Below are 23587 nucleotides of genomic sequence, written 5' to 3'. Positions count from 1 at the left end.
AGGGCGATCCATTTCGCGTCCGGCCGGTCCTGTCAAGCAGGCGAAAGTTGGTCCGCGGATTCGGCGGCGCCGGGGGGACCGCGGGCGAGGCACTCGCAATGGCGTGTGGAGACGGCATCGCCTCGTATCTCCCTCTCCCGTGAGTGCGGGAGAGGGAGTGAGAGCGCGGTGTCTTACAGGATCACGCCGCGTGCTGATGCGCGGCGATGATCTGGTCGGCGGCACGTCCCGTGACTTCGGCCATGTGGTCGAACTGACGGGTGAAGCTGCCGGCACCGGCGGTGGCCGAACGCAGCTCGACGATCAGCTCGCCGATCTCCGCTTCCGGCATCATGGCGCGGACGCAGTCCCAGCCGCTCCAGCCGTCGCGGGTGTCGAAGCCGAGGATCTGGCCGCGCCGCGCCGACAGGATTGCGTTGATCTTGGCGGTGGCATCGGTCGGACAGACGATCTCGACCACGTGGATCGGCTCCAGCAACACCGACTGGCATTGCGGCAGGCCTTCGTTGAGTCCGACCCTCGCTGCCGTGCGGAAGGCAAGGTCGGAGGAGTCGACGCTGTGATAGGAACCGTCGGTCAGCGTCACCTCAAGGTCGGTCACGGGAAAGCCGAGCGGGCCGCGCGCCAGCCCGTCGACGACCCCCTCTTCCACAGCGCCGATATAGTTGCGCGGTACCGCGCCGCCGACGACCTTCTCGGCGAACTTGAAGCCTTCGCCGCGCGGCAGCGGCTTGATGTCGAGCACGACATCGCCGAACTGGCCGTGACCGCCGGACTGTTTCTTGTGGCGGCCGCGCTGCGTGATCGGCTTGCGGATGGTCTCCTGATAGCCGATCGCGGGCGGATGCGAGGAGATCTTGACGCCGAAGCGATCGCTCAGCCGCTCGTTTGCGACACGCAGATGCATCTCGCCCTGTCCCCACAGCACGGTGTCGTGGGTCTGGGCGTTCTGCACGACGACGAGGGAAGGATCCTCCTCGTGCAGTCGCATCAAAGCCTGGCCGAGCTTGACGTCGTCCTTGCGGTCGGTGGCCGCAACGGACACAGCAAGCACCGGCGGCGTCGGCTCCGACGCTGCGAGCGCAGCCGGTGCGGTCTTGCCGCTCGAGACCGTGTCGCCGGTCTTGACCGCATCGAGCTTGGCGAGCGCCACGGTGTCGCCGGCTTCGGCCGCGGCACGCTTGCTGTCGTAAGCGCCGCTGACGGCGAGGATGCCGGAGATGCGGCTCACGCCGCCGGAGGAGGATTGCAGCGTGGCACCGTCGTCGAGATGGCCGGCGAGCAGCCGCGTCAGCGACAGCTTTCCGCCGTGCTGCGAATGCAGCGTCTTGAAGACGAAGCCGAGCGCATCCTTGCTCGCCGGTGCACCGAGACGCTTTGCAGTTTCCTCGATACCGGGCGCCTCATGGCGCAGCGCCTTCATCAGACGCAGCACGCCGTTTTCGCGCGCGGCAGCGCCGAGCAGCACGGGGCAGATCAGCCCTTCGCGCAATTCGCGGGCGAGGTCGTCGAACACGGCATCGCGCGGCGGCTGGATGTCTTCCAGCAATTGCTCCATCAGCGCGTCGTCGTGATCGGCGAGCTTCTCCAGCATCGAGAAGCGGGCCTCCTTCTCGCGATCGAGATTGCCGCCGTCGAGCGCGACCACTTCGGACGCCTTGTGCTCGCGATAGATGAACGCACGTTCCAGCGCGAGATCGACAAAGCCCTCGATCAGCTCGCCCTTCCAGATCGGGATCTGGCGCAGCACCAGCGGCACGCGCGAGGCGGGCTGCAGCATCGCGAGCGTCTCGCGGATGCGCTTGTTGGCGCGGTCGATCTTGTTGAGGAACAGGAAACGCGGGATCTTCAGCTCCTCCAGCTCGCGCAGGATGATCTGAAGCTGCGGCAGCTTCTTCTCGTCGGCCTCGCAGACCACGATGGCGGCGTCGACCGCGGGAAGCGCGGCGCGCATGTCGTGGGCGAACTCGACGGAACCGGGACAATCCAGGAAGGTATAGCTGTCGCCCATGAAACTCGTGGTGGCGGCAGTCAGCCCGACAGTCATCTTGTGATGACGGGCCTCAGGCGTGGCGTCGCCCACGGACGTTCCGGCGTCGACGCTGCCGGCGCGCGGGATTGCGCCCGTGCGCGCCAGGATCGCTTCGAGAAGTGTGGTTTTACCTGATTGGAAAGGGCCCACCAGCGCGATGCACCGTGGACCTCGGGGACTTCTGACGTCTTGTCCCATTTCGCCGCCTCCTGTTTTGGAGCTCGGCCCATGATTGGGTCGGCAAACGTAGATGCTCTGCCCGTCCCCGAGATTTGGCAAGCATCAAACGTCGCTGCGGTGCATCGGCAGTTAGGCCAAGTCTTATAATGCCTGATCAGATCGGGTCGGGTCATGGCCCCGTGGTGTTCCACCTCTCCCCGGTAAGGAGAGGTGTAGAGGGAGCCTCGTCTGTCGTACGTCAACGACCCGGTCGAAGTTCCAGGCTCTCAAGGCCAGCCGCAACGTTGAGGCCGACCTGGCCTTGCACGCTGAGCGGCTGAAGCGCGATCGAATTGTTGGAGCCGCCGACCAGCACGTTGCCCCCTAAGCCGACACCGACCGAGGCACTCCCCTGCGCACCGGCATAATTGCCGGCGAGATCGCCGGGGCCGAGCCGGTTGACCGGCGCAAACACGCCCCAGGCCAGCGCCGTCTCCTGAGTGATGCCCAGGTCGATACCCACTTTACGGATCGTCGCGACGTAGCGGTCCTCGGGCAGACCGTCGGCGCGCAGCACGCAGCCGAGATTGGTCACCGATCCCACGATGAAGCCGACACTGGCGCCGCCGCGGCATTCGAGCACGCCGATTTGCACCATCCGCGACGACTGCGCGCTGGCGCCCGCGACGGAAGCAACGAGGCTGATAGCGGTGATCCCGGCGAGGACGAGTGAGCGGCGCATGAAATGTCTCCGGCGATGAATGTGATGCGAGCAGAGAGGGCACGGCGGGACGCCGCTGGGCGTTCTATGCCACAATAGTTGTAGGCTTGCCAGATCGCGCAGACGTGAAAGAAAAAGGGCCCGCATTGCGCGGGCCCTTTCATACCGGATCGTACCTGCGAGCTTACCGCAGATTGCCGCAGAAGCGCTGGATGCGCTTGCAGGCGTCTTCGAGGTCGGAGGTCTTGGTTGCGTAGGAGATGCGGAATGCCGGGCCGAGGCCGAAGGCCGAACCCTGCACCACGGCAACGCCTTCGGTCTCCAGCAGCTCGGTGACGAACTGCTCGTCATTCGAGATCACATTGCCCGACGGCGCCTTCTTGCCGATCGTGCCGGCACAGGACGGATAAACGTAGAACGCACCCTCGGGGCGCGGGCACTCGATGCCATTGGCCTGGTTGAGCATGGAGACGACGAGATCGCGACGCTCCTTGAACACCTTGTTGTTGGCAGCGATGAAGTCCTGCGGACCGTTCAGCGCTTCCACCGACGCCCACTGCGAGATCGAGCACGGGTTCGATGTCGACTGCGACTGGATGGTCGACATCGCCTTGATCAGCTGTGCGGGACCGCCGGCATAGCCAATGCGCCAGCCGGTCATGCAATAGGCCTTCGACACGCCGTTCACGGTGAGCGTGCGGTCGTAAAGTCTCGGCTCGACCTGCGCGACGGTGGTGAACTGGAAGTCGTCATAGACGAGATGCTCGTACATGTCGTCGGTCATCACCCACACATGCGGATGCTTGACCAGCACGTCGGTGAGCGCCTTGAGCTCGGCGCGCGTATAGGCCGCGCCGGTCGGGTTCGACGGCGAGCACAGGATCACCCATTTGGTCTTCGGCGTGATCGCGCGATCGAGCGCCTCGGCCTGCAGCTTGAAGCCGTGAGCTGCGGTGCAGACCACCGGCACCGGCTCGCCGCCGGCGAGCGCCACCATTTCGGGATAGCTGACCCAATAGGGCGCCGGGATGATCACCTCGTCGCCCGGATTGATGGTCGCCATCAGCGCGTTGTAGAGCACTTGCTTGCCGCCGGTGCCGACGATGATCTGGTTCGGCTTGTAGGCGACGCCGTTCTCGCGCTGAAACTTCGCGATGATCGCGTCCTTCAGCTCGGGGATGCCGTCGACAGCGGTATACTTGGTCTTGCCGGACTCGATGGCGTGGATCGCCGCCAGCTTGATGTTGGCAGGCGTGTCGAAGTCGGGCTCACCGGCGCCAAGACCGATGACGTTGCGGCCCGCCGCCTTCAGCGCGCGTGCTTTGTCCGTGACCGCGATGGTCGCGGACGGCTTCACACGGTCGAGCGCAGCAGCAAGGAAGGCCATCGTCATCTCCTGACAAGTGTCGTGAACCCAAGCATCGTGAACTGGGTCGTCACGACTCTGATTGTGGGAATGGTGCCACCCTAAAACGTGTGCCGCTGCACCGCAAGAAACTTCGGCCCGATCCCGGAAAAGTTTACGGGTTTGGAGCGTTTCCAGGCGCGATTCTCGCAATAATCGGCAACTTTGCGCTCGAAATCGCTCATATCCGCGAAGGCTTGTCCTCGGAGCAATTTTGCGCCGTCGAGGCGCCGCGAAACTGACGATCAGCTGACGTTGCAAAAGATGAGTCGTGCATGCTGACGCAAGCGTGATCTGAATTGCAGCGTCGCGCGAACATGATCTTTCCCGGCGTTGCAGTGCGGTAGGGTTTTCGAGTTTTTCTATTGCGGAGCCCTTGCGGCGAAATCGCATCGGCATCATTGTTTAGCCGCGGTGCGGGGCGACAAGCGCCGCACCTTCTCGTCCCTCGGAATCGAACTCCCAGAATGTACAAGCTCTATTCGATGCAACGCTCAGGCAACAGCTACAAGGTCCGCCTTGCGCTGGCGCTGTTGAACGTGCCCTACGAACCGATCGAGGTGGACATTCTGCGCGGCGAGAGCAAGACACCGGACTTCCTGGCGAAGAATCCGTCGGGCCAGGTGCCTCTGCTCGAGGTCGGCGACAACCGCTTTCTCGCGGAGTCCAACGCCATCCTCTGGTACGTCGCCGTCGGCACGCCACTCGCGCCGGAGAACCGGATCGATCGCGCCGAGGCGCTGCAGTGGATGTTCTTCGAGCAGCATGCGCTCGAGCCGAATATCGGCGCGGCCTATTTCTGGCTGTCGCTGGTCAAGGGCGGCCGCGACCTGCAGACCCACGCGCTGGAAGACTGGATGGAGCGCGGCTACGGCGCGCTCCAGGTGATGGAGAACCACCTCAAGACCTGCGACTACTTCGCAGCGCGCCAGCTCACGGTCGCCGACATCGCGCTGTACGGCTACACGCACCTCGCCGAGCGCTGCGATTTCGACCTCGCGCCGTTCCCGGCAATCCGGGACTGGCTGAAACGCGTCGAGGCTGCGCCGGGCTTCGTGGCGATGGACTGGCGTCCTGCCGACATCGACGATTCCGCCAGCATCGCCGCCGGTGCCTGAAATCAGGTGCACCGTTAAGAAATAGCGGGGGTTGCGTTAACCTTTGCCCCAATCCCGCCATGTTCGGTGCAATCGCCGCCGCAATATTGCCGGTTGAAATTGTGAAGTTGTCAGGCGTCGCGGGTGATTCGCTCGCACGTTGAAGGATTTAGACCCATGATTCGGGCGTCCGGCGCGGTCGGCTTTCAGGGCCATACCGATACGGTCTCGTCTTCCCGGCTGACCAACGCGGTCGCGGCTTCGCTCGCCGTCGCCGCCATCTCGCTGTGCCTGATCGTCACCCTCACAGTGCTGTCGACCAAGGCAACCATGGCGATGGGCCTGCCGGTCTGATCCCCGTTTCATCCTGACTGGCCTTCAAGGTGCCGCGCGGCCCCGCGCCTGATGGCATCGCGACGGGACATCGATGAAATCGCCAGTGTTCATCGTTGCAATCACATTGACTGCGGCCATTCTGGTCGCGGCATCGCTGTTGATTTTCGTCGGCACCCGCAAGAGCCCGGGGACGTCGACATGGAATGCGCCGACCTGGAATGAGCCGATTTCGAATAAGCCGACTTCGAATAAACAGACTTGGCAACAGCGCGTCGAACACACGCATTTGGTCTAAAATCATCTGAAAGCTTTGGGCAGGCCCGCAAGCGCCGCTTAAGCGCGCCGTGCGAAATCGCCTTGCGCTCGCACAACCATCGGTCAGTCTGACGGCCTTATCTCGTTCAGGGAGGAATGAGCGAGGCCCATGCGGTTCGGATGGCGTGCCATCTCAGGTCCCTTGCTGACTGCAGCGATCGCGCTGCTGTTAATCCTGCTCGATCGCTTCGCTCCCCTTCCCTCGCCAGCGCCATTGTTCGTCTGTGTCGTCGCGATTGCCGGCGCGCTGTCGGGCTTCGCCTCCGCCATGACCAGCGCAGCCATCGCCGTGGCGGGTGCAGCGCTGTTCTTCTTCGGCCACCGTGCCATGCCGTTCCATGCCGCCGCCGATCTGGTCGGGCTCCTCGCCGTGACGGCGTTCGGCACCGCAGGCATCACCGGCCTCATACGCCAGCGGCTGCTCGACAACTTTGCGGCCGAGCGCCAGAGCCACGCCCTTGCCGTACGGCTGTCGGCGGCACTCGACGAGGTCGATATCGGCATCGTGCTGCTCGATGCCGAGACGCGGGCCGAGTTCATCAACCGCGCCTTCCGCGACTATTTCGCGCTGCCGGACGAAAAGGCCGACGACAAGCCGCCGTTCATCGCGCTGATGTATCACGGCCGCGATACCGACGCCTTCGATCTGCCGGAGGATGAGCTGGGCCTGTTCATCGCGCAGCGCATGGAGATGGTTCGGATCGGCGATGCCACACCGATCAATATCGCCTTGCGCAACGGCGAGGTGCTGCGTTTCGTCTGCACCGCATTGCCCGACGGCGGCCGCATGCTGAGCACCACGCCGGTGACCGACCTCGTGCGCCACACCGACGCGCCTGATCGCGCCGACTATTATCGCTCGCTGCGCGATCCCACGGCGCGGAAGCTGATCCGCCACTTGCGCGTCGCGGAGTGATGCGCGACGGCACGATTGATCCGCACCGCGATCATCCCGTATGAAGGATGCCTCATCGGTACTTCGACCCGCGGATTTCCCAGATGTCGCTCACCATTCGCCCCGTCACCCGGCAGGACTACGATCAATGGCTGCCGCTGTGGGACGGCTACAACGCCTTCTACGGCCGCTCCGGTCCGACCGCGCTCGCGCCCGAGATCACTGAAATGACGTGGCAGCGCTTCTTCGATGCCTATGAACCGGTGCATGCGCTGGTCGCCGAGAGCGATGGCAAGCTGCTCGGGCTCACGCACTATTTGTTCCATCGCAGCACCACCGCGATCGAGCCGTCGTGCTATCTGCAGGACCTGTTCACGAACGAGGCCGCACGCGGCAAGGGCGTCGGCTCGGCGCTGATCCATGGCGTGTATGAACGTGCGAAACTCGCGGGCTCGCCGCGGGTCTACTGGCAGACGCATGAGACCAACACCACGGCGCAGAGCCTGTACGACAAGGTCGCGGAGCGCTCCGGCTTCATCGTCTATCGCAAGATCTTCTGACGGCCCGCGGGGCCGGATGCCCTGTGGATAACTCTTGATGTCACCGGCGCGTAACACACCGGGACTATCTTGCACGTGCGTCTGATCAGGCCCCCCGTCACCGATCAAGCGCCCCAAGCGGTCCCCGTCAGTCGCCGCGTCTGACAGGGGCCGCATTTTTTTGCGCGCAAGTCTTCGGCAGCATGGCTGCAACGCAGGCAGGCGCTTGCCGCTGCGTCGCACTGCGGTCACAATGGCCGTCTGCTTTCTTTGACAGGATCTCCCATGGAAATTCGTAATCTCGGCGGCTCCGGCCTGCGCGTGTCCGCGGTCGGGCTCGGCTGCAACAATTTCGGCCAGCGCATCGACCTCGAAGCCTCGCGCAAGGTGATCCACCGCGCGCTCGATCTCGGCATCACGCTGTTCGACACCGCCGACATTTACTCGAACAGAGGCGGCTCGGAAAACGTGCTCGGCGCCGTGCTGGGGGACCGCCGCAAGGACATCGTGCTGGCGACGAAATACTCGAAACCAATGACCGAGGACGGAACCAAGCAGGGCGCCTCGCGCCGCTACATCATGGACGCGGTGGAAGCGAGCCTGAAGCGGCTGAAGACCGACTACATCGATCTCTACCAGCAGCACGATTACGACCCGCTGACGCCGATCGAGGAGAGCCTGCGCGCGCTGGACGATCTCGTCCGGCAGGGCAAGGTGCGCTACATCGGCAATTCGAACTTTCCGGCCTGGCGGATCGCCGAGGCGGAATATGTCGCACGCGCGATGAATGTCAGCCGCTTCGTCTCCTGCCAGGACGAATATTCCCTCGTCGTGCGCGACATCGAGAAGGACCTGCTGCCGGCAGCAACGGAATACAAGCTCGGCCTGCTGCCGTTCTTCCCGCTCGCAAGCGGACTTTTGACCGGCAAGTACAGGAAGGGCGAGGCCGCGCCTGGCGATACGCGCTTCGGCCAGACACCGCGGCTGCGCGACCGCTACGTCACGCCGCGCAACGAGGACATCGTCGAGAAGCTGCAGGCCTTCGCGACATCGCGCGGCCATTCGATGCTCGAGCTCGCCTTCTCCTGGCTCGCCGCGCGTCCGCAGGTGTCGAGCGTGATCGCCGGCGCGACCCGCACCGAGCAGGTCGAGCAGAACGTCAAGGCGATCGCCTGGCAGCTCACGGCCGAGGAGATGGCGGAGATCGACAAGATCACGCTGGGATGAGGTCGAAGACGCGGTTACTTGGCGCCGCGCCCGACTGTCTGCATCACCTCAAAGCCTTCGAACTGGGGATGGCCGAGATAGAGCGGCTTGTTGTCGCCGGCGCGGGCATGTGCCGCGCGGAACGCCTCCGACTTGGTCCAGGCCTCGAACGCGGCGTGATTGGCCCACACGGTATGTGAGGCGTAAAGCGTGTGGTCCTCAAGCTCCGGACCGCGCAGCAGATGAAATTCGATGAATCCCGGCACCTTGTCGAGATGCGTGTCGCGCGACGCCCAGACCTGCTCGAAGGCGGACTCGGAGCCCTTGGCGACGCGGAAGCGGTTCATGGCGATGTACATTGGGGGTGATCTCCTCGTGTTCGGCTCATCATGTCGTCATTCCGGGACGCACCGCAAGGCGCGGGCCCGCAATCCGTTTTGCAGCGGAACGTATCGAGGGATGGATTCTCAGGTGCGCAATTGCGCACCATAGTTCGCGCTTACGCGCGCCCCGGAATGACGGCTCCGGATTAGGCAACCAGCCCCTTCATTGGCCTTGCGCTGGCGCTATCCGGAAACACCGTCTGCGCCAGCACCTGGTCCGAGAGGCCGAACTGGCCCTGCAGCACGCCCTTGATCACCGAGCGCAGGTCCGTGGTGGGCTTGAGGTCGCGGGCCTCAAAGAGGTTGGCGAGCTTGAGGCCGGGCCAGTCGGAGATGACGCGACCGCCCTTCACGGCGCCGCCGGCCAGCAGCGCGATGGTGCCGGTGCCATGGTCGGTGCCATCGGTGCCGTTGATGCGCGCGGTGCGGCCGAACTCGGTGGCGACCACGACGACGGTGTCGCGCCAGCGCTCGCCCAAACCACTTTCGAATTCGGCCAGCGCGCCGTCGAGACCGCCGAGCAGGAAGGCGAGCCGCCCGACCGGACCGCCTTCATTGGCATGCGTGTCCCAGCCGTCGAAAGCGAGCGCGGCGATGCGCGGACCGTCATCGGCGGCCATCAGTTTCGCGGCGCCGCGCGCGACCTGGCGCATCTGCGCCACCTGATTGCCGGGCTTCGGTTTCATGTCGTCGCCACTCGCAGCCTTCTCCAGCTGCAGGCCCTGCGTCAGCGCCGACGCCAGCGCGGGATCGCGATGACGGTAGAGATCGACGAGGCGCATCGCAGTGTCGTCATCGGCCTGCGGCAGCGCGACCGGCGCCCAGCCGACGGTGGGCGCATTGCCGCGCAACACCAGCGGCGTGGTGGGGCCGATCGCAAGACCGCTCGACACGCGCTCGCCGCGCGGCAGCGCTTCGAGCGCGCGGTTGAGCCAGCCGGATTGCACGCGGCCCGGGCCGGCATAGCCGCTTTCGAGCACGTCCTGGCCGTCGAAATGCGAACGATCGCGATAAGGCGTCGAGACGGCGTGGATCACGGCGGCATGCTGGGCGCGGTACATCCGCGCGAATTCCGGCATCGACGGATGCAGACCGAAGAAGCTGTCGAGCATCAACGCGGGATGCGCGCCATCCGCGGTGAGCGCGATCGAACCGTGCAGGCCGGCATAGTCAGGATCGCCGATCGGCGCGACGGTAGCGAGCCCATCGAGCGCGCCGCGCAGGATCACGACGACCAGCCGCGGGTCGCGTCCGTCGGCGGCGCGCGCGAATTTCGGCAAATAAGCCCAGGCCGCAAAGGCGGCGCCGCCGAGCAGCAGGCCGCGGCGCGAGGTGAGAAGCCGGTTTTCGACGCAGTCGATCATGATCATCTCCTCTGCAGTTCCGGCGACATCAAGAGCAGCGCCAGCGCCTGCTGGCGCGATTCCGCACGCTCGATGGTTTTGCGCGTTTCGACCGAGGCCGCGTCCGCAGCTGCGAATTCCAGGAGGTCGAGCGGATCGATGTTGGGCCCGAGCCGCGCCCCCATCTGCGAAGCGATGTCGAGCCGCAGCTTCATGCCCTCGGGCGCGGCCCAGGCCGCAGCCGTGTCGGGAAAGCCGTTGGGGCCGGCCGGTGTCCACAGCGGCTGGCCGAGCAGGTTCAGATTGCCGAGATATCCGCCGGGATCCTCCGGCACGCGCGCGAGCAGCCGGCCGCTCGCGACCAGGAAATCGTAAGGCGAGCGCATCTTGGTCAGCGGCGCCTTCCACGCCTCGTCGGAATCGACGAGCGCCGTCGCAAGCGCCTTGAGGTCGCCGTCGGTCTTGACGAAGACGTCGCGGAGCCGCGCCACCAGCGCCGGCGGCGGATCGTCGGCGACGAAGTGCCTGATAAATTTGGTGGCGATGAAATTCGCGGTCGAGGGATGACGCGCGATGTCGGCGAGCGCGGCCTCGCCCTGCGCAAGGCCGTTTGGCTCGTAGGTCTTGCCGAGCAGTTGTTGCGGCCCGGGCTGATGCGCATTGGCGTTGAACACGAAGGAGCCGGGCGCCCCTAACTGCCCCTGCCGGCCGGCAAAGGTCCAGCCGGTGATGATGCGCGCGAGCGAGGTGACATCCTCCTGCGTGTAACCGCCGCCGACGCCCAGCGTATGCAGCTCCATGATCTCGCGCGCGAGATTTTCGTTCAGTCCGCGCTTGCGGTTCTGGCCCGCGCGCGAATCCGGTCCGAGCGATTGCTGGTTGTCGAGGAAGAACAGCATCGCCGGATGCTGCTCGACCGCCCTCAGCATATCGGCGAAGCGCCCGAGCACATGCGGGCGGATCGCTTCGCGCTCGAACGCGCCGGCCCACATCCGCGCCAGCTCGCCCTTGCTCGCGGAGATGCAGAAATGGTTCGACCAGAACACCACGAGGCGCTCGGTGAAGCCGCAATCGACCAGCATCGCGCGCTGCAGCCGTGCCAGCGCCTCGGCACGAAACGTTTTCTGGATCACGTTGAGCGGCTGCGCCGGTTTGGCAGCAGCCGGCGCGGCAGCATTGGCTTGCGCACCGTCAGGCTTCATCGCGGTGTCGGCCTGCTTCGCGTCAGCCATCTGCTGACCGGCGATCTCGCTCGCGACCGTGTTGAGCGAGAGATTGCGCCGCAACTGGTTGTCGGGCTTCGGATCAGCGGGCGACTGCGGCGCCGGCGCCTCGGTCGGCGTGGCGGCCTTGGCTGTTTCCTTGGCCGCCTCGCGCGCCTGCTTGACCTGGTCCTGATAGGCGAACACGGCCTGTCCGAGCTGCGGCGTCGATTGCAGGCCGGGCGCCTCCAGCAGCACACCCGAGGGGCGCGCCAGCTCCGCCTTCACGAATCCGCGGGGATCGGAGGCCGCATTGACGAGATCGCCGGATGCGCCGCCACGGGGGCCGAAGCCGAAACGGTTGAGCGCGACGAGAGCGGCTTGCGAATCGCGGGCCATCGATTTGTCCTCCGCGCCGTCATGAACAGCTTTCCGAGCCTCAGCGCGGCGCCTAATATACCGTGACGAGAGATGAACCCGACATGAAAATGACGGCGAAGCTTCGACGTAAATCATGACAAATCCGAAAGAAATCACGATTCCGCAACTGGTCCCGCGCCGCCTTAACTGCTCCCGCTGCGGCACCGAGTTCGGCTGCGATGTGTCGGGCAATTGTTGGTGCGCGGAGGAGACGGCCAAGCTGCCGATGCCGCTCAAGGGCGAGGATTGCCTGTGCCGGGACTGTTTGCGGAAGGCGGCGGCGGAGGCGAGCGCTGCTAGATAGATGCGAGAGGACGACCACATCCTCGGTGTCGTCCCGGCGAAGGCCGGGATCCATAACCACAGGCAGAGGTTTGGCGAGGACTCACCGTTCGGTACTCCTACCGATCACGTCCGACAGATCACGCGGTATGGGTCCCGGCCTTCGCCGGGACGACATCGAGGAGAGAGTGTGCGCGACAATTACACCGCATGCCCCGGCGACTTCCGCGCCATGCCGTCGAACGCATCCAGCAGCTTTTCGCGCCAGGCGTAGACGGCATCATCGGACTCAAGCAGCTTGAAGGGGCTGGTCACGCGCGCCCACTGAAAACCGCCGAACACGATGTAGTCGGCATAGTTCGGCGCAGCGCCGCCGAGATAGGGCTGCGTCTTGAAGGTCTGCCGCATGATCTCCAGCGATTTGCGGAATGCGACGACGGCGGTATCGCGGCTCGACATGATCTCTTCCAGCGTCTTGCCGCCGAAGCGTGCCTCGCGCGACCTTCGGAAATAGGCGGCATCGACCTCGGCCAGATTGTTCGGGATGTCGGCGATAACAAGCGGAAAGATGCCGCCGACGATGGCGATGTCGCCCCACGCATTGATCAGGCGTGCCATGGCGCGCCCGCCCTCGCCGCCGAACAGCGACGGTCTGTCGGGAAAATTGTCTTCGAGGTAATTGGCGATCGCCCAGGAATCGACCACGGGCTTGTCGTGATGCAGCAGCACCGGCACTTTCTCCGAACCGTGCGGCGCGATCGCGCTCTTCTCGGTGAAGCGCCAGGGCAGCGATTCCGCCGTCAGCCCCTTATGCGCCAGCGCCATCCGCGTGCGCCAGCAATAGGGGCTGAACGGGCGCGCGGCATCGGTGCCGACGAGTTCGTAGAGTTTGAGCGACATGGAAGATCCTTGCCCTGCCAGATCCTCATCCTGAGGAGCGCGAAACGCGCGTCTCGAAGGATGAAGGCCCGATCTCGGCCTCGCCCTTCGAGACGCGCGCAAGATGCGCGCTCCTCAGGGTGAGGGTTTCCCATTCTGGATTGCTTCGCTTGCGCTCGCAATGATGTTGTGGAGAGACCCTACCGCCCATTGGTTCGCAGCAGCCGCTCGCCGTCTTCCGTCACCGCGATGACCAGGCCGAGGCCGGGCAGCGTCTCGCGTGCGACGAAGCCGCGATCGGCGGCGTCCTCCCAGATGGTGAGGCGCGGGCACGAGGTTTTCCAGGTCGAGATCACCTCGGCATAGGCGCGCGGCTCGCGTGCGATCCATTCGACGAAGTCCAGCACCAGCGGGTCGGCGCTACAGCTCATTGCAAACCTCCCTTGGTAAAGGCAGCCAGCACCGGCGTGCGAACCAGCAGCCAGCCGCCATAGGCGATGTAATAGCAGGCGATGGTGGTGATCAGCTTGTTCGACCAGGCGACGAATTGCTGGTCGGTCATGGCTTCGAGGATGCGGCGGGCCAGCGTGGTGCCGAGCATCGACGCGAGAATTGCGACGCCGGCGAGCACGGGATCGAGGCTCGCGGCCTGGTCGATGATGCCGCCGAAATAGATCAGCTTGGTGAAGTGGCTGACGAGCTGGCACATCGCCTTCGTCGCCACCTTCTCGCGGCGGCCGAAATCGCCACCGAGGAAGAAGGTGTCGAGCAGCGGGCCCGACACGCCCGTCATCAGCATCAGGCCCATGCAGATCGTGCCATAGACGGTGCCCTGCCAGAGCCTGTCAGGATCGGGCTTGATATTCGCAGGCAGCAGCCGCGCCATGAACGGCGTGGCACCCAACATCAGCAGCGCCATCGGCTTGTCGGGCACGTAACGGGTCAGCGACCAGGCCGCGAGCGCGATGGCAGCGCCGACCATGTAGTTCGCGACCGGCCGCCAGCGGATATGCTTGCGCCACAACAAAGCGCGCCAGCCGTTCGAGGCCATCTGCGTGATCGCATGCAGCACCATCGCGGTCGGCAGCGGCATCAGGGCCAGCAACACGCCGATCAGGATCAGGCCGCCCGCCATGCCGAACAGCCCCGACAGGAACGCGGTGGCGACCATCAGCAATCCGAGGGCAGCGATCATGATGGGCGTCACGAGGAAAAGCTCCTGTCAGCGAGTAAGGGACGCAAACTGCTCATTCCCCCTCGCCCCGCTTGCGGGGAGAGGCGAAGAAACAAATCAGCATGAATTACGAGGATATTTGTGCCTCGCTTGCCCTGTTCTCGCAAACTGAGTTATCTTGGCCTGGCCTCAGCTTTCCTGAGGGTCTTGTATAAGGGCCTTGCATTTGCGGCGACTGCTCTTTCTCAACGGCATCAAGGCATTCGAGGCGGCGGCGCGGACCGGCAGCTTTGCTGCCGCCGGCCTCGAGCTGAGCGTGTCGGCGGCTGCCGTCAGCCGCATGGTGCATCTGCTCGAAGAGCGGCTCGGCGTCGCGCTGTTCGAGCGCAAGGCCAACAAGCTCGTGCTGACGCAGGCAGGCCGCGCCTATCAGAGCGGGCTGACGCCGATCTTCGATGCGCTCGCCAGCCTCACCGCGCAGGTGACGGCGCCCTCAAGCCTGCGCGTGCTCACGATCGGCGTCGGCCACACCTTTGCGATGCGCTGGCTGATCCCGCGGCTGTCGGAGTTCCGCAACGAAGAACCCGACATCGAAGTGCGCTTCACCACCGGCGGCGCGTCGGTGCCGTTCGGCGAGGACTGGAGCTGCGGCATCAAGCTCGGCACCGGCGACTGGCCGGGGCTCGTCGCCGAACCCTTGTTCGCCGGCGACCTGACGCCGGTCTGCGTGCCCCGCCTCGCCGCCAGCCTGAAGCGGCCGGCCGATCTGAGGGGCCCCAGCCTGATCCGCGTCGAACATTCGCCCGAGGACTGGCCGATCTGGCTCAAGGCCGCGAACCTCGCCCGCATCAGTCCGCGCGGGCCCGAGTTCCAGTTTTACGGCCAGGCGCTGCAGGCCGCCGCCGACGGGCTCGGCATCGCCATGGGCATCCGGCCCTATATCGACGACGACCTCGCGGCCGGGCGGCTGGTCGCGCCGTTCGACCTCTCGGTGCCAAAAGGCATGCGCTGGTACCTGCTTTACCGCAGCTTTCAGACCGAACAGCGCGATTTTGCCGCGTTTCGCCGCTGGATCATGCGGGCGGCGGCAGAACCCGCAGCGCGCCCGCGGCGGTCCGGACGCGCCGCCGGACGGGGCTAGATACGGCTGAAAAAGCCGGCCGCTTGTGAACCGCTTCACACATCGAAATCGGCAATCGTGGTCCTCTAACCCTCCGACGACATCTGAGCATTTGGGGACTACACATGACGACCCTTTACGACGGCTTTGACATCGAATCCTTCGAAGCTGGCAAGGGACTGTGGCACGCGCGGATCCGCCGTGCCGATTTCAGCCCGGTTGCCATCGACGGCGTGCTGTTTCCGACCATGGAAGTCGGCTTCGCCTGGCCCGATCGGGATGCGGCCATCGCCGACGCCAAGCATCACATCGACCGCTTCCGCCGGCACGCCGACGAGGCCGACGACGAATAGGCAGGCGAGATCGCAACAAGGCTGAAGGACATTAGGGGAAGCCGGTTCATGTCAGTCATCGAATACGAAGACCCTTCGCAGCCGAGAATTTATTCCCGCAAGGTGCTGGCCATATGCCCGGAATGCGACGGCGATCTCGCGGTGCTCCGCGTGATCGGCGGCCGAGCCGGGTGCGAATACTGGGCCATGCGCTGCACCGATTGCAGCAGCATCCATCTCGACATCCTCGAGCCGCATGTGACCGTCGTGGACGGCGACGGGCCGCTGCCGGCGGCGTAATGCTCCCGGCCGCGACCGCGGCGGTAGCCGGCTGATGCCGGCACCGGACGATTCTATGGCGGTCTTCTCAAGGTTGTAACAATCATAAAATACGCTTCTGACCTGTCGGACATGGAGATCCTGCAATGGCCAGACACTCTCACACCCACCTTCCCGACCCGATTTTTCACGAACCCATTTTCGGCGAAACCGACAAGCTGCCGGATCCGAACGGCTTCGCGACAGCGCATCCGAGCGATGGGCAATTGTACAAGGAGATCGGTGACCTCCTGACCAAGGACGTCGTTGCGGTTCCGCCATCGCGCGCGGCCGTCGATGCCGTCGTTCCGCTTGCCGTCGCCTATGGGAGCCACGGCCCCGCGGTCACCAAGCTGATCGAGGATGCCGGCAAGATCATCTTTCACGCGCTCGGCGATTCCGGCGCATCGAACGTCCGCAAATATTCCAACGAGTTGCATGTCTCCGACCAGGTGACGCTCGATGCCGCCTCGTCGACGGGCGGCAACCGGCCGGCCTTCCTGTTCCATCTCGGCGACGTCGTCTACGATTTCGGCGAGGCGCAATATTATTACGATCAGTTCTACGAGCCGTTCCGCAATTATCCCGCCCCGATCTTCGCGATCCCCGGCAATCACGACTCCTTCGTGGTGCCGAATACGCCGGAAGGGGAAGAGCCGCTGGCGATCTTCCAGCGCAATTTCTGCGCGCAGAAGTTCGGCATCACCGCGGAGGCGCGGTCGCTGCATCGCACCGGGATGCTCCAGCCCGGGGTCTATTTCACCCTCGACGCTCCCTTCGTCCGCATCATCGGCTTATTCAGCAACGCGCTGGAAGACCCCGGCGTGATCTCGAATCTCGACGGGAAGTGGCCGACCGTATCCAACGTCCAGATCGACTTCCTCCGCGCGCAGCTGAAGAAGATCAAGGCCGAAAGCTACAAGGGCGCGGTTCTGCTCGCCACGCATCACCCGCCATTCAGCTACTCTCCGCCGGCCACCGGCGGCGGAACCGGCGGCAACCACGGGTCCAGCACGGTGATGCTGCAGCAGATCGACAAGGTCTGCCACGACGAAGGCGTCTATCCGCACGCCTTCCTGGCGGCCCACGCCCACAACTACCAGCGCTATACAAGGATCGTCGAGTTCGGCGGCAAGGAGATCGACGTCCCGTTCATCGTGTGCGGCGACGGCGGTCACAACGTCAACCCGCTGGTGCGGGCCTCGCGTGGCCAACCGGCGCAGGAGCCGAACGCCGGCACGGATGTGGGATATCTCGAGGGCAGGCATCGGCCATCATGGGCCAAGCAGCTCCTGCTCGAGAAATACGACGACCAGAATTACGGCTATCTGCGCGTTCACGTCGACAAGGAGGAGCTGAAGATCGGCTTCCACCAGGTCGGCGTGCGCACGCTGGCTCAGTCTCGCTATGATATGGTGACTGTGAACCTCGCCGATCACGCCATGGTCGCTAACTAGGACCGAACGCGGGGCGAACCTTCAGGCTGCTGCCAACCTGCTGTCAGCAGCCTGCGCAGGGACAGGTATTCGCCCTTTTCTGAAGGGCGGACTCGTCCCATATTCGCTTCATGGCGAAGAAACCTGCTCCCCCAAAATCCCCTAAAACCAAGGCACCGAACTCGAAGGCACATCGGCCCGATGTGCAGCCGATCGGGCCGGCGCTGGCCGAATTGCTCAATCCCGCGATCAATCGCGGCGATGCCGGGCTGGGATCGGGAACCGGGCTGCAGCCGCCACCGGACAATTCGCGCGATCGCCGTGCCGGAGGCGAGGCCGCCGCGCATCGGGCGCGCGCCTCGACGCCGAAGGAGTTTCCGCAGGATCAGACGCGGCCGATGCCGCTGCGGCCCAATCCGCAGCCGGCGGGGGCACGCGCATTGACGGAGGGCGGCTTCGACGAGGCGCCGCAGGCCAATTACGGAACTGCGGCCACGATCCCGACGCTCGATCCGGAACTGGCCCGCCAGCTCGGCCTTCCCACGGAGAAGGACGATGCCGAGGCGCTGGCACGTCCGCCCCGCACCAAGATGGAAGCGCTCGGCGTCAAGGCCACCGCCGACGCGCTGGAATCGCTGATCCGCGAGGGCCGCCCGGAGTTCCGCAAGGACGACGGCTCCACCAAGGTGTGGACCCCGCACCGGCCCCCGCGCCCGGAAAAGTCCGAAGGCGGTGTGCGGTTCGAGCTTAAGTCCCATTATGAGCCGCGGGGCGACCAGCCGACCGCGATCGCCGAGCTGGTCGAGGGCATCCAGCGCAACGACCGCTCGCAGGTGCTGCTCGGCGTCACCGGCTCGGGCAAGACCTACACCATGGCGCAGGTGATCGAGAAGACGCAGCGGCCCGCCATCATCCTGGCGCCGAACAAGACGCTGGCTGCCCAGCTCTATGGCGAGTTCAAAAGCTTCTTTCCTGATAACGCGGTCGAGTATTTCGTCTCGTACTACGACTATTACCAGCCGGAAGCCTACGTTCCGCGCACCGACACCTATATCGAGAAGGACTCGTCGATCAACGAGCAGATCGACCGCATGCGCCATTCGGCAACGCGCGCGCTGCTCGAACGCGACGACGTCATCATCGTCGCCTCGGTGTCCTGCATCTATGGTATCGGCTCGGTCGAGACCTACACCGCGATGACGTTCGCGCTGAAGAAGGGCGAGCGCATCGACCAGCGCCAGCTGATCGCCGACCTGGTCGCGCTCCAGTACAAGCGCACGCAGGCCGATTTCACCCGCGGCACGTTCCGTGTCCGCGGCGACGTCATCGACATCTTCCCGGCGCACTATGAAGACCGCGCCTGGCGCGTGAACCTGTTCGGCGACACCATCGAGACCATCGAGGAGTTCGATCCGCTCACCGGCCACAAGCAGGACGAGCTCGAATTCATCAAGATGTACGCCAACTCGCACTATGTGACGCCGCGTCCGACGCTGGTGCAGGCGATCAAGTCGATCAAGTCCGAGTTGAAGATGCGGCTCGACCAGCTCAACAACCAGGGGCGCCTGCTGGAAGCACAGCGGCTGGAGCAGCGCACCACCTTCGATCTCGAGATGATGGAGGCGACGGGAAGCTGCGCCGGCATCGAGAATTATTCGCGTTACCTCACCGGCCGCCTGCCCGGCGAGCCGCCGCCGACGCTGTTCGAATACGTCCCCGACAACGCGCTGGTGTTCGCCGACGAAAGCCACGTCACGGTGCCGCAGATCGGCGGCATGTTCCGCGGCGACTTCCGCCGCAAGGCGACGCTGGCCGAATACGGCTTCCGCCTGCCGTCCTGCATGGACAATCGCCCGCTGCGCTTCGAGGAATGGGACATGATGCGGCCACAGACGGTCGCGGTGTCGGCGACTCCAGGCAGCTGGGAGCTGAATGAAAGCGGCGGCGTGTTCGTCGAGCAGGTCATCCGCCCGACAGGCTTGATCGATCCGCCCGTCGATATCAGGCCGGCCCGCACCCAGGTCGACGATCTCGTCGGCGAGGTGCGCGCCACAGCTCAAGCCGGCTATCGTTCGCTGATCACGGTGCTCACGAAACGCATGGCGGAGGACCTCACCGAATATCTGCATGAGCAGGGCATTCGTGTCCGCTACATGCATAGCGACATCGACACCATCGAGCGTATCGAGATCATCCGCGATCTTCGTTTGGGCGCCTTCGACGCGTTGGTCGGCATCAACCTGTTGCGCGAAGGCCTCGACATTCCCGAATGCGCGCTGGTCGCCATTCTCGACGCCGACAAGGAAGGCTTTTTGCGCAGCGAGACCTCGCTGATCCAGACCATCGGCCGCGCCGCGCGCAACGTCGACGGCAAGGTGATCCTTTATGCCGACCAGATGACCGGCTCGATGGAGCGCGCCATCGCCGAGACCAACCGGCGCCGCGAGAAGCAGGTCGAGTACAACAATGCCAACGGCATTACGCCGGAGAGCGTGAAGAAGCAGATCGGCGACATCCTCAACTCCGTCTACGAGCGCGACCACGTGCTGGTCGAGGTCGGTGGCCATGACATGACCGAGGACGTCATCTCGATCGGCCACAATTTCGAAGCCGTGCTCGCCGATCTGGAGACCCGCATGCGCGAGGCCGCAGCCGACCTGAACTTCGAGGAAGCCGCGCGCCTGCGCGACGAAGTCAAACGCCTGCGCGCCACCGAGCTCGCGGTGGTCGACGATCCCACCGCCAAGCAGCGCATCGTGGCGGGCAAGGCCGGCGCCTATGCCGGCACCAGGAAATACGGCGATGCCGCCAATTTGCCCGTCAGTGCGATGAAGAAAAAGACCGTGAGCTCCGCGCTGAAGGCGAGCGGCGGCGGCAGCGGCTCGAAAGTGCACAAGCCGCATCTCGACGAGATGCACGGCCCGGAGTCACTGCCCTATCGCGCGAACCAGACGCTGCCGTCAAAACCGTTCGGCGGAAACAGCCGGATCATCCAGCCGACGGACTCGCGGCAGTCGGGGCCGGAGTTCGGACCAGCGCCGAAGTCGACGGGCGGGATGCCGGGGCGGCGCGGGGGGTGGAAGAAGAGGTAGCGTAGCCGTGGACATCGGCATTCTCAACGACTCCGTCAGCCTGATCGAGCCTGCGCTCTGATCGGTGCCATCGTGGGAGCTCTGCTGTGGCGCGCCCGACGCTTTGCCGGCGCGGGACTTGTGACGGGATTTGCGGCGTGGTTGACCGGGTGAAAGGTGGCTCAAGGATATGGTTTGAGAGAGCTGCCAGCGTGCGCGCAGCCCACCCTAGCCGTCATCTCCCATCATTATCGACGGCAGCAGCACGATCGGCACGAGGTGCAGTGAGGGATCGGGCCGGTGCGCCAGCAGGCAATCTCGTCGGAGAGCGGCAGCGTGGTGTCGAAGAAGCTCGGCTTGCAGATAGTCTCGAGAGCGCCGGCGACTTCGTACTCAGCGATACAGGCCCTCCGGCGCGTAAGGCCAAACCCGCCAGCCCGGCATCGACCTACAGCCCTTCCTTAGGCGGCGACGAATTCTTGCCGTCCTTTGGGGGCGGCGGAGGAGCGGACGGCTTGCTGCTTGCCGGTTTGGCTGGCGTCTTTGCGGCCGGAGCTGGTGGAGGCGGCGCTGGCTTTGCGGGTGGCTCAGGCGCCCTGGCCCAGAAGTCTGACTGTAAATTGCGTCCGCCCTCCTCGGTGCGGCGCGCGCCGCCGTACACGTAGGCCGGCTCGCCGGCCCATGGCCCGACGATGAGCGCGCGCCCGACATCGAACTCGAGACACTCCTTGGCTTTGTTCGCAATATCACCGAGACCGAGAATTGCGACGGTCGTGTCCAGGACCGATTGAGTCCCGATCTTCATGACGGCCTTGTTCTCGCATTCCGAGACCACCATCGCGTCCAGCTTGTCTGGTCGCTGGCTAACAAGGATCAGGAACAGGCCGAACTTCCTGCCCTCCGCCGCCACGCGCCGGAAGCGCTCGCGAAGCCACTTCTGGGTGGGCGTCTCCGCATGGGACGGAAGCAGATTGTGGGCCTCATCGACGACGATGAAGGTCGGCACCCGGTCGTCGTCCTTCGAAGCCTTTCTTAAGGCGTCGTGCCAGTTGCGCCGCGCACGCTTCCATTCGAGCTCGATCAACGCGTCGACGGTCAGATCCCTGAAGCGGGGATCCTCGATGGACGGCAGGTCGATCACCTGGAGACGCGCATCGGGCACATCCGCGGCCTCGGAAATCTTATCGGGCAGCAGGCCGGATTGCTGGACCGCGTAGGCCGTGCTGAAATAGAAGCGCTCCGTGGCGTCGGAGACGAAGCTCCGATGCACAGCAGCTCTGTGATGCAGCTCCTCGACGCGATTCTGCCTGCCGGCGGATGATTGAACCGCAGCCATCTCAAACAGAACCTTGAGCCACTTCACATTGGGCAGAGCCTTATTTTGCGCGCGATCGACCGGAAATCTCTCCTTGAGATGATAACCTACCTCCATTTCCGTTCGACCTCGCGTCGCCTGACAAAGCTCCTTGGCGATATCGAGGAAGTCCTGCGCTTTTTTCACCGCCTCCGGTTTCGTCAGGATGATCAGCTCGCTGACCATCTGCACGAAGTTGTGGCAATGCTTGGCCTCTGTCTGCACCGTGGTGTCCATCTCGTCCATGAGTATGTCGATGGAGATGTTGGGCCAATCGATCTGGAGTTTCTTGTGTTGCGGACCGGAGTCCGGGTGCATGGAGAAGATCAGCTTCTCGATGTTGTCCCACTTTTCGGCGAAGCTCTCGCGTGACGCTTCGTCCGGAAGAAAGCCGCGGCGCAGGTCCCGATCGTAGCCGTACCCCTCCTTCTCCGTCGGGCTGGGCCTCCCGGTCCAGAACCTAGCCGACACGGTCTTGGCGACCTTGCGGAAGTCGGAGTTGGGATCGAAGACCACGACGCGCGATCGGGTCTTGAGCAGAAGCTCTTCGAGAACGCGGCCGAGAAAGAAGGATTTTCCGGAGCCGGACTGGGCCACGATCACCATGTGATTGGCCATCGCTGCGGCCGAGGCGCGGATGACGTTCCCGGGCGAATGCTGTCCCGGGGCGGCATCGGGCTTCAACCAGTACTCCGGTTCAAATTGCTTGGTCAGCTTCCAGCCAATCGTCAAATCGGTCGCGGCCATGGCAACCTCTCAAATGGAAATCTTGCAATTCCCTCATTCTATCAGAAGTTGACGTCCTTGTCCTTGGTCCCGTCCGCGGGCTTTCGCATTGCAGCGCGGGCCGGCCGAAGCTTCTGTCAGCGATGGCCCCCTCACCCCACGCTCGCCGTCACCACGGCCATCACCGACAGCATCAGCACGATCGCGAGCAGTTGCAGCGAGGCGGCGGGGTGGGTGCGCCATTCCATGATCTTGTCGGGGAGCGACAGGGTACAATCGAAGAATGTCGGCTCGTACAGCGTCTTGAAGAGCGCCGGAATGCTCGGCCCGAGCGTGACCGCAACGGTCGCGTGAGCCAGCGCGGCGAGGGCGACGAAGATGGCGACGCCGGGGTCGCCGACGAGGTCGTGGTTGCCGCATAGCTTGAGCAGCAACGCCGCGGCGGCGAAGGTCGGAAAGCTCTGCAGGATCACGGTCAGCGCAAAGCCTTCGAGCGCGTTGCGCAAGCGGGACTTTTTCGCGGCGGCGATGGTGGCCATGGCACGTCTCCATGATGACGTGCGGATGACGTTAGTGGCGGCGGGAGACACGCGATGTGAGATGGCTCACGTGGCTTTACGACTTCGCCGTTCGCACGAATGCAGCCACGAGCTCCGCTGCGTTCCCTTCCCCCGTGCGGGCAGGGCTATCGCATGTGAGGATTTTGAGCGACCTGCGCGCACGCCTCGTCCTTCGAGACGACCGCTCCGCGGTCTCCTCAGCGACTGTGTTCTTTGTCAAGCGGGTTGCCATGGTTTTTGGTCCCTGAGCATGGCGTTGAGGATGGTGAGAAGCTTGCGAGC

23 protein-coding genes are annotated in these 23587 nt (G+C 64.5%); 12 read left to right on the top strand and 11 right to left on the bottom strand.

Annotated elements, in window-relative coordinates; all coding sequences use genetic code 11:
- Window positions 1–181: 181 nt before the first annotated feature.
- From M2427_RS39310 to M2427_RS39300, 3 genes are all read right to left on the bottom strand, one after another.
- Complete coding sequence (locus tag M2427_RS39310) at window positions 182–2230, bottom strand: elongation factor G (RefSeq protein ID WP_280712130.1); 2049 nt, start codon at window positions 2228–2230, stop codon at window positions 182–184.
- Between the two features lie 220 nt (window positions 2231–2450).
- Window positions 2451–2933, bottom strand: coding sequence for a DUF992 domain-containing protein (locus M2427_RS39305; RefSeq protein WP_280712129.1), 483 nt, complete (start codon window positions 2931–2933; stop codon window positions 2451–2453).
- A gap of 163 nt (window positions 2934–3096) precedes the next feature.
- The gene (locus M2427_RS39300; RefSeq protein WP_280712128.1) at window positions 3097–4299 is read right to left on the bottom strand and encodes a pyridoxal phosphate-dependent aminotransferase; all 1203 of its coding nucleotides are present in this window, start codon (window positions 4297–4299) and stop codon (window positions 3097–3099) included.
- Between the two features lie 485 nt (window positions 4300–4784).
- Here M2427_RS39300 and M2427_RS39295 point away from each other — a divergent pair, with 485 nt between their 5' ends.
- The 6 genes from M2427_RS39295 to M2427_RS39270 all read left to right on the top strand — a co-directional run bounded on the left by M2427_RS39295 (window position 4785) and on the right by M2427_RS39270 (window position 8726).
- Window positions 4785–5435, top strand: a complete 651-nt coding sequence (locus M2427_RS39295; RefSeq protein ID WP_280712127.1) for a glutathione S-transferase family protein — start codon at window positions 4785–4787, stop codon at window positions 5433–5435.
- A 156-nt stretch (window positions 5436–5591) separates the two neighbouring features.
- Window positions 5592–5768 carry a hypothetical protein gene (locus M2427_RS39290; RefSeq protein WP_280712126.1) on the top strand — a complete coding sequence of 59 codons (177 nt, stop codon included), beginning with the start codon at window positions 5592–5594 and terminating at the stop codon, window positions 5766–5768.
- A gap of 73 nt (window positions 5769–5841) precedes the next feature.
- A complete protein-coding gene (locus M2427_RS39285) occupies window positions 5842–6045 on the top strand; it encodes a hypothetical protein (RefSeq protein ID WP_280712125.1) in 204 nt (67 codons plus the stop codon).
- Between the two features lie 129 nt (window positions 6046–6174).
- Window positions 6175–6981, top strand: a complete 807-nt coding sequence (locus M2427_RS39280; protein ID WP_280712124.1) for a PAS-domain containing protein — start codon at window positions 6175–6177, stop codon at window positions 6979–6981.
- 83 nt (window positions 6982–7064) lie between these two features.
- Complete coding sequence (locus M2427_RS39275) at window positions 7065–7520, top strand: GNAT family N-acetyltransferase (RefSeq protein WP_280712123.1); 456 nt, start codon at window positions 7065–7067, stop codon at window positions 7518–7520.
- Between the two features lie 264 nt (window positions 7521–7784).
- A complete protein-coding gene (locus tag M2427_RS39270) occupies window positions 7785–8726 on the top strand; it encodes an aldo/keto reductase (RefSeq protein WP_280712122.1) in 942 nt (313 codons plus the stop codon).
- A gap of 14 nt (window positions 8727–8740) precedes the next feature.
- On the opposite strand, the gene M2427_RS39265 is transcribed toward M2427_RS39270, so the two are convergent.
- The 3 genes from M2427_RS39265 to M2427_RS39255 all read right to left on the bottom strand — a co-directional run bounded on the left by M2427_RS39265 (window position 8741) and on the right by M2427_RS39255 (window position 12032).
- Window positions 8741–9064, bottom strand: a complete 324-nt coding sequence (locus M2427_RS39265; protein ID WP_280712121.1) for an antibiotic biosynthesis monooxygenase — start codon at window positions 9062–9064, stop codon at window positions 8741–8743.
- Window positions 9065–9234: 170 nt separating this feature from the next.
- A complete protein-coding gene (locus M2427_RS39260) occupies window positions 9235–10452 on the bottom strand; it encodes a DUF1501 domain-containing protein (protein ID WP_280712120.1) in 1218 nt (405 codons plus the stop codon).
- Window positions 10453–10454: 2 nt separating this feature from the next.
- Window positions 10455–12032: a DUF1800 family protein gene (locus tag M2427_RS39255; RefSeq protein WP_280712119.1), complete on the bottom strand. Its 1578-nt coding sequence runs from the start codon at window positions 12030–12032 to the stop codon at window positions 10455–10457.
- A 115-nt stretch (window positions 12033–12147) separates the two neighbouring features.
- Between M2427_RS39255 and M2427_RS39250 the strand changes: the two genes are divergently transcribed.
- A complete protein-coding gene (locus M2427_RS39250; protein ID WP_280712118.1) occupies window positions 12148–12357 on the top strand; it encodes a cysteine-rich CWC family protein in 210 nt (69 codons plus the stop codon).
- 179 nt (window positions 12358–12536) lie between these two features.
- Here the strand turns inward: M2427_RS39250 and M2427_RS39245 are convergent, their stop codons facing one another.
- The 3 genes from M2427_RS39245 to M2427_RS39235 all read right to left on the bottom strand — a co-directional run bounded on the left by M2427_RS39245 (window position 12537) and on the right by M2427_RS39235 (window position 14421).
- A complete protein-coding gene (locus M2427_RS39245; protein ID WP_280712117.1) occupies window positions 12537–13235 on the bottom strand; it encodes a glutathione S-transferase family protein in 699 nt (232 codons plus the stop codon).
- 179 nt (window positions 13236–13414) lie between these two features.
- Window positions 13415–13645: a hypothetical protein gene (locus M2427_RS39240; protein ID WP_280712116.1), complete on the bottom strand. Its 231-nt coding sequence runs from the start codon at window positions 13643–13645 to the stop codon at window positions 13415–13417.
- Window positions 13642–14421 (bottom strand): sulfite exporter TauE/SafE family protein, encoded by a 780-nt coding sequence (locus M2427_RS39235; protein ID WP_280712115.1) that lies wholly within the window; start codon window positions 14419–14421, stop codon window positions 13642–13644. The genes M2427_RS39240 and M2427_RS39235 overlap by 4 nt, the downstream gene beginning before the upstream one ends.
- A gap of 193 nt (window positions 14422–14614) precedes the next feature.
- On the opposite strand from M2427_RS39235, the gene M2427_RS39230 reads away from it, so the two are divergent.
- From M2427_RS39230 to uvrB, 5 genes are all read left to right on the top strand, one after another.
- Window positions 14615–15529: a LysR substrate-binding domain-containing protein gene (locus M2427_RS39230; RefSeq protein ID WP_280712114.1), complete on the top strand. Its 915-nt coding sequence runs from the start codon at window positions 14615–14617 to the stop codon at window positions 15527–15529.
- Window positions 15530–15633: 104 nt separating this feature from the next.
- A complete protein-coding gene (locus tag M2427_RS39225; protein WP_280712113.1) occupies window positions 15634–15861 on the top strand; it encodes a hypothetical protein in 228 nt (75 codons plus the stop codon).
- A gap of 48 nt (window positions 15862–15909) precedes the next feature.
- Window positions 15910–16140 (top strand): hypothetical protein, encoded by a 231-nt coding sequence (locus M2427_RS39220; protein ID WP_280712112.1) that lies wholly within the window; start codon window positions 15910–15912, stop codon window positions 16138–16140.
- Window positions 16141–16265: 125 nt separating this feature from the next.
- Window positions 16266–17615 (top strand): metallophosphoesterase, encoded by a 1350-nt coding sequence (locus M2427_RS39215; RefSeq protein ID WP_280712111.1) that lies wholly within the window; start codon window positions 16266–16268, stop codon window positions 17613–17615.
- A gap of 110 nt (window positions 17616–17725) precedes the next feature.
- A complete protein-coding gene (uvrB, locus tag M2427_RS39210; RefSeq protein WP_280712110.1) occupies window positions 17726–20686 on the top strand; it encodes an excinuclease ABC subunit UvrB in 2961 nt (986 codons plus the stop codon).
- Window positions 20687–21113: 427 nt separating this feature from the next.
- Here the strand turns inward: uvrB and M2427_RS39205 are convergent, their stop codons facing one another.
- Entirely contained in the window at window positions 21114–22766 is a 1653-nt protein-coding gene (locus tag M2427_RS39205; RefSeq protein ID WP_280712109.1) for an ATP-binding protein, read from the bottom strand.
- Window positions 22767–22897: 131 nt separating this feature from the next.
- On the bottom strand, window positions 22898–23284 hold the full coding sequence (locus M2427_RS39200) for a hypothetical protein (protein ID WP_280712108.1): 387 nt from the start codon (window positions 23282–23284) through the stop codon (window positions 22898–22900).
- Between the last annotated feature and the right edge of the window lie 303 nt (window positions 23285–23587).

It is taken from the genome of Bradyrhizobium sp. BR13661, from assembly GCF_029892425.1.
In the GTDB taxonomy this organism is placed as follows: Bacteria; Pseudomonadota; Alphaproteobacteria; order Rhizobiales; family Xanthobacteraceae; genus Bradyrhizobium.
This window is presented reverse-complemented; position numbering and strand designations above follow the sequence as displayed.

What these genes read in the sequence shown, in the direction of transcription:
- M2427_RS39310 (WP_280712130.1), bottom strand. Translation starts at nt 2,230, where the DNA reads ATGGGACAAGACGTCAGAAGTCCCCGAGGTCCACGGTGCATCGCGCTG.
- M2427_RS39305 (WP_280712129.1), bottom strand. Translation starts at nt 2,933, where the DNA reads ATGCGCCGCTCACTCGTCCTCGCCGGGATCACCGCTATCAGCCTCGTT.
- M2427_RS39300 (WP_280712128.1), bottom strand. Translation starts at nt 4,299, where the DNA reads ATGGCCTTCCTTGCTGCTGCGCTCGACCGTGTGAAGCCGTCCGCGACC.
- M2427_RS39295 (WP_280712127.1), top strand. Translation starts at nt 4,785, where the DNA reads ATGTACAAGCTCTATTCGATGCAACGCTCAGGCAACAGCTACAAGGTC.
- M2427_RS39290 (WP_280712126.1), top strand. Translation starts at nt 5,592, where the DNA reads ATGATTCGGGCGTCCGGCGCGGTCGGCTTTCAGGGCCATACCGATACG.
- M2427_RS39285 (WP_280712125.1), top strand. Translation starts at nt 5,842, where the DNA reads ATGAAATCGCCAGTGTTCATCGTTGCAATCACATTGACTGCGGCCATT.
- M2427_RS39280 (WP_280712124.1), top strand. Translation starts at nt 6,175, where the DNA reads ATGCGGTTCGGATGGCGTGCCATCTCAGGTCCCTTGCTGACTGCAGCG.
- M2427_RS39275 (WP_280712123.1), top strand. Translation starts at nt 7,065, where the DNA reads ATGTCGCTCACCATTCGCCCCGTCACCCGGCAGGACTACGATCAATGG.
- M2427_RS39270 (WP_280712122.1), top strand. Translation starts at nt 7,785, where the DNA reads ATGGAAATTCGTAATCTCGGCGGCTCCGGCCTGCGCGTGTCCGCGGTC.
- M2427_RS39265 (WP_280712121.1), bottom strand. Translation starts at nt 9,064, where the DNA reads ATGTACATCGCCATGAACCGCTTCCGCGTCGCCAAGGGCTCCGAGTCC.
- M2427_RS39260 (WP_280712120.1), bottom strand. Translation starts at nt 10,452, where the DNA reads ATGATCGACTGCGTCGAAAACCGGCTTCTCACCTCGCGCCGCGGCCTG.
- M2427_RS39255 (WP_280712119.1), bottom strand. Translation starts at nt 12,032, where the DNA reads ATGGCCCGCGATTCGCAAGCCGCTCTCGTCGCGCTCAACCGTTTCGGC.
- M2427_RS39250 (WP_280712118.1), top strand. Translation starts at nt 12,148, where the DNA reads ATGACAAATCCGAAAGAAATCACGATTCCGCAACTGGTCCCGCGCCGC.
- M2427_RS39245 (WP_280712117.1), bottom strand. Translation starts at nt 13,235, where the DNA reads ATGTCGCTCAAACTCTACGAACTCGTCGGCACCGATGCCGCGCGCCCG.
- M2427_RS39240 (WP_280712116.1), bottom strand. Translation starts at nt 13,645, where the DNA reads ATGAGCTGTAGCGCCGACCCGCTGGTGCTGGACTTCGTCGAATGGATC.
- M2427_RS39225 (WP_280712113.1), top strand. Translation starts at nt 15,634, where the DNA reads ATGACGACCCTTTACGACGGCTTTGACATCGAATCCTTCGAAGCTGGC.
- M2427_RS39220 (WP_280712112.1), top strand. Translation starts at nt 15,910, where the DNA reads ATGTCAGTCATCGAATACGAAGACCCTTCGCAGCCGAGAATTTATTCC.
- M2427_RS39215 (WP_280712111.1), top strand. Translation starts at nt 16,266, where the DNA reads ATGGCCAGACACTCTCACACCCACCTTCCCGACCCGATTTTTCACGAA.
- uvrB (WP_280712110.1), top strand. Translation starts at nt 17,726, where the DNA reads ATGGCGAAGAAACCTGCTCCCCCAAAATCCCCTAAAACCAAGGCACCG.
- M2427_RS39205 (WP_280712109.1), bottom strand. Translation starts at nt 22,766, where the DNA reads ATGGCCGCGACCGATTTGACGATTGGCTGGAAGCTGACCAAGCAATTT.
- M2427_RS39200 (WP_280712108.1), bottom strand. Translation starts at nt 23,284, where the DNA reads ATGGCCACCATCGCCGCCGCGAAAAAGTCCCGCTTGCGCAACGCGCTC.